Annotated in this window: 4 protein-coding genes; all 4 read left to right on the top strand. The window is 74.8% G+C overall.

The annotated features are described in order from the left end of the window. A partial coding sequence (locus KVT14_RS19235; protein ID WP_217617133.1) for an Rne/Rng family ribonuclease occupies positions 1–2,281 on the top strand: 2,281 nt, incomplete at its 5' end. A gap of 266 nt (positions 2,282–2,547) precedes the next feature. After that, entirely contained in the window at positions 2,548–2,856 is a 309-nt protein-coding gene (rplU, locus tag KVT14_RS19230) for a 50S ribosomal protein L21 (protein WP_203670265.1), read from the top strand. 63 nt (positions 2,857–2,919) lie between these two features. After that, the gene (gene rpmA, locus KVT14_RS19225; protein ID WP_147796066.1) at positions 2,920–3,174 is read left to right on the top strand and encodes a 50S ribosomal protein L27; all 255 of its coding nucleotides are present in this window, start codon (positions 2,920–2,922) and stop codon (positions 3,172–3,174) included. An 88-nt stretch (positions 3,175–3,262) separates the two neighbouring features. Then, on the top strand, positions 3,263–4,774 hold the full coding sequence (gene obgE, locus KVT14_RS19220; RefSeq protein WP_217617132.1) for a GTPase ObgE: 1,512 nt from the start codon (positions 3,263–3,265) through the stop codon (positions 4,772–4,774). The last annotated feature ends 130 nt before the right edge of the window (positions 4,775–4,904 follow it).

Here is a 4,904-nt window from a genome sequence, read left to right as displayed (position 1 = left end):
CCTCGAGGCGGAGGACGCCGCCGCCGTCGAGGCCGCCGCCGCGGACGAGGCCGACGAGGAGGCCGAGGAGGCCGCCGCGGAGCGCGCCGAGGACGAGGGCGACGAGAACGCCCCGCGCCGCCGCCGACGCCGGGGTGGCCGCGGCCGCCGCTCGCGCGGGGGCTCCGACGCCGAGCAGGGCGAGGACGACGCCGAGCAGCCGTCCGACGAGGGCGACGAGCAGGCCGAGGACGCCGAGGACCGCGAGGACGAGGCCGACGAGCAGGGCGAGGGCGACGAGCAGGGCGGCAGCAGCCGTCGTCGTCGGCGCCGCCGTCGGTCGGGCCGCGGCGGCGGGGACGACGCGGGTGAGCAGCAGCCGTCGTCGCGCCGGTCGTCGTCGCGCGGCGGGGACGAGGTCACCGCGCTGCGCGGGTCGACCCGCCTGGAGGCCAAGCGCCAGCGTCGCCGCGAGGGTCGCGACGCGGGCCGTCGCCGCCAGATCATCACCGAGGCCGAGTTCCTGGCTCGCCGCGAGTCGGTCGAGCGGTCGATGGTCGTGCGCGAGGCGCACGGCAAGACCCAGATCGCCGTGCTCGAGGACGGCGTGCTCGTCGAGCACTACGTGTCCCGGCAGGCGCAGGTCTCGATGGCCGGCAACGTCTACCTCGGCCGCGTGCAGAACGTGCTGCCGAGCATGGAGGCGGCGTTCGTCGACGTGGGCAAGGGCCGCAACGCCGTGCTGTACGCCGGCGAGGTCAACTGGGACGCCGCGGGCCTCGAGGGCGGTCAGCCGCGCCGCATCGAGCAGGCGCTCAAGTCCGGCGACTCCGTGCTGGTCCAGGTCACCAAGGACCCGATCGGCCACAAGGGCGCCCGTCTGACGTCGCAGATCACCCTGGCCGGCCGGTACCTCGTGTACGTGCCGGGCGGCGGCATGACCGGCATCAGCCGCAAGCTGCCCGAGCCCGAGCGCGCCCGCCTGAAGAAGATCCTGCGCGAGGTCGTCCCCGACTCGGCCGGCGTCATCGTGCGCACGGCCGCGGAGGGTGCGTCCGAGGAGGAGCTGCGCGCCGACATCGCCCGCCTGCAGTCGCAGTGGGAGGCGATCGAGAAGAAGTCGAAGACCGCCAACGCGCCGGCGCTGCTCCAGGGCGAGCCGGACCTGGCGATCCGCGTGGTCCGCGACATCTTCAACGACGACTTCTCCTCGCTGGTCGTCCAGGGCGACGAGGCGTGGTCGACGATCTCCGGCTACATCGGCGAGCTGGCCCCGGACCTGGCCGAGAAGGTGTCGAAGTACACCGGCACCGGCGACGTGTTCGCGGACCACCGCGTCGACGAGCAGCTCGCCAAGGGCATGGACCGCAAGGTCTGGCTGCCGTCGGGCGGCTCGCTGGTCATCGACCGCACCGAGGCCATGACGGTGGTCGACGTCAACACCGGCAAGTTCACCGGCGCGGGCGGCACCCTCGAGGAGACCGTCACCCGGAACAACCTGGAGGCCGCGGAGGAGATCGTCCGCCAGCTCCGGCTCCGGGACATCGGCGGCATCATCGTCATCGACTTCATCGACATGGTGCTCGAGTCGAACCGCGACCTGGTGCTGCGCCGCCTCGTCGAGTGCCTGGGCCGGGACCGGACCAAGCACCAGGTGGCCGAGGTCACCTCGCTCGGCCTGGTGCAGATGACCCGCAAGCGGGTCGGCCAGGGCCTGGTCGAGGCGTTCTCCGAGACCTGCGAGCACTGCAACGGCCGCGGCTTCATCGTGCACGCCGAGCCGGTCGAGAAGCACAACCACAAGCCGGAGGCGGGGGCGCCCCAGCAGCCGGCCGAGGGCGGCGGCGAGGCCAAGAAGGCGCGTCGCAAGCGCGGCGGCAGCAAGGAGCAGGCGCCCGCGCCGGCCGCGACGCCAGCCGTCCCGGTGCTGCCGGAGGCGCGGGACGCGGTCAAGGCCACGCTCGCGACCATCGCGGCGGCCGCGGCGCACGCCCACGCGCACGACGGCGAGGAGCACGCGGCGCACGGCGACGCGGGGGAGCAGCCCGCCCCCGCCGCGCAGGCTCCGGCCGAGGCGCCCGCCGAGGCCCCGGCCCCGGTCGAGGCCGCCGCGGACGCGCCCGCCGAGGCGAAGCCCGCCCTCGACGTGCTCGCGGCGCTCGGCGACCTCGCAGTGCGGTCCCCGGAGCAGCCCGCCGCGGCCCTGGCCGCCGGCGAGCCGCACCTCGAGCTGACCCCGGTCGACCCGGGCCTGTTCGAGCTGTCCGGCACCGAGTCCGACCCCGAGGACGACGCGTCCTGACCGCTCCTGCGGCCCCGCGCCCACCGCGCGGGGCCGCAGGGAGGCGGTTTGACCCTCTCGGAGGGTCTGCGTATCCTTGAACGTCGGTGCGCTCTGATGGTGAGCCCGGTTGATCCCGGGTCGCTGCGCAGAGGCACCGTTCGTGCGTGACGCCCCAGCGGCGCCGACCTCCCGAGCTCCGCGGCCACCGCGGTGGCGCGCCGGGACCGGCAGCAGGGCGGGGCGCCCCTGAACCTGTAGTTCGACGAGCAGAGATGAGCAGCAACGTGGTGTACGCGATCGTGAAGGCCGGCGGCCGCCAGGAGAAGGTCGCCGTCGGCGACGTCGTCGTCGTCGACCGGCTCGCGGCCGCGGCCGGCGAGACCGTCGAGCTGCCCGCGCTCCTCCTCGTCGACGGCACCGCCGTGACGTCGGACGCCGCGGCGCTCGCCAAGATCAAGGTCACCGCGGAGGTCGTCCGGGACGAGAAGGGCCCGAAGATCGACATCCTGCGGTACAAGAACAAGACCGGCTACCGCCGCCGCCAGGGCCACCGTCAGGCGCTCACCCGCCTCAAGGTCACCGGCATCAAGTGACCTCGCGGGCCTGCCGGCCCGTGACTCCTCCCGTAGACAGCACCGCAGGAAAGCAGGCCTGAGATGGCACACAAGAAGGGCGCGAGCTCCTCGCGCAACGGTCGTGACTCCAACGCCCAGCGTCTCGGCGTCAAGCGCTTCGGCGGCCAGGTCGTCAACGCCGGCGAGATCATCGTCCGCCAGCGCGGCACGCACTTCCACCCCGGCGTGAACGTCGGCCGTGGCGGCGACGACACCCTGTTCGCGCTCGCCGCCGGTGCGGTGCAGTTCGGCACCCGTCGTGGCCGCAAGGTCATCGACATCGTGACGGCGGGCTGACACCGCCGCACCCCAGCACGCTGGCCGGAGGGGCGCACCGCACGACGCGGTGCGCCCCTCCGTCCGTCCAGGAAGGAACCACCCGCACATGGCCGCGTTCGTCGACCGAGTCGTCCTGCACGCCAGCGGCGGGGACGGCGGCCACGGCTGCGCGTCCATCCACCGCGAGAAGTTCAAGCCGCTCGCCGGCCCCGACGGGGGCAACGGCGGCAACGGCGGCAGCGTGATCCTGGTCGTCGACCCGCAGGTCACGACCCTGCTCGACTACCACCACGCGCCGCACCGGCACGCCCCGTCCGGCACCCAGGGCATGGGCGACCACCGCCAGGGCTCGACGGGCCAGGACCTGGTCCTGCCCGTGCCCGACGGCACCGTCGTGAAGTCCGCCGACGGCGAGGTGCTGGCCGACCTGGTGGGCGCCGGCGCCACGTTCGTGGTCGCCGAGGGCGGCCACGGCGGCCTCGGCAACGCCGCGCTGTCGTCCCCGCGCCGCAAGGCCCCGGGCTTCGCGCTCCTCGGCGAGCCGGGCGACGCCCGCGATGTCGTGCTCGAGCTCAAGACGATCGCCGACGTCGCGCTCGTGGGCTTCCCGAGCGCCGGCAAGTCGTCGCTGGTCGCCGCGATGTCCGCCGCGCGCCCGAAGATCGCCGACTACCCGTTCACGACCCTGGTCCCGAACCTCGGCGTCGTGCAGGCCGGCGACGCCCGGTACACCGTCGCCGACGTCCCGGGCCTGATCCCCGGTGCGAGCGAGGGCAAGGGCCTCGGCCTGGAGTTCCTGCGGCACGTCGAGCGGTGCGCCGTCCTCGTGCACGTCCTCGACTGCGCGACGCTCGAGCCGGGCCGCGACCCGCTCACCGACCTCGACGTCATCGAGGCCGAGCTCGCCGCGTACGCCGGCGACATCGGCATCGAGGGCGGCCGGGTGCCGCTGACCGAGCGTCCGCGCATGGTCGTGCTGAACAAGATCGACGTCCCCGAGGCCCGCGAGCTCGCGGACCTCGTGCGCCCCGACCTGGAGGCCCGCGGGCTCCGCGTGTTCGAGATCTCGACCGCGAGCCACGAGGGTCTGCGCCCGCTGACGTTCGCGCTGGCCGAGGTCGTCGAGCAGGCCCGCCGCGACGCGCCCGCCCCCGAGGCCACCCGCGTCGTGCTGCGGCCCAAGGCGGTCGACGAGGCCGGGTTCACGGTCGCGCGCCGGCAGGACGGCGACCACGAGTACTTCCAGGTCCGCGGCAGCAAGCCCGAGCGCTGGGTCCGGCAGACCGACTTCGCGAACGACGAGGCCGTGGGCTACCTGGCCGACCGGCTGGCGCGGCTCGGCGTGGAGGAGAAGCTGCTCAAGGCCGGCGCCGTCGCGGGCGCCGAGGTGGTCATCGGCGACGGTCCGAGCGCGGTCGTCTTCGACTGGGAGCCGACGCTGATGACCGGGTCCGAGCTGCTCGGCGGCCCCCGCGGCTCCGACGCGCGGCTGGAGGACCAGAGCCGGCCGACCCGCGGGCAGAAGCGCCAGGAGTACAAGGAGCGCATGGACGCCAAGGCGGAGGCGCGCGCGGAGCTGTGGACGGAGCGCGAGGCCGGCCTCTGGCGCGAGGACTGACCCCGGGTCTCCCGCGACTCATCCCTTGAGTGGAGCGTCCTGGCCCGCCCCCCCCCGCGGGGCGGGGAGGGCGGTCCCCCCCCTTTCCACCCGGCCCCCGGGCCCCGGCGCCGGGCGCGCGGCGGCCGGG

Origin of the sequence: Cellulomonas sp. GbtcB1, assembly GCF_019091725.1 — a bacterium.
Classification (GTDB): Bacteria; Actinomycetota; Actinomycetes; order Actinomycetales; family Cellulomonadaceae; genus Cellulomonas.
This window is presented reverse-complemented; position numbering and strand designations above follow the sequence as displayed.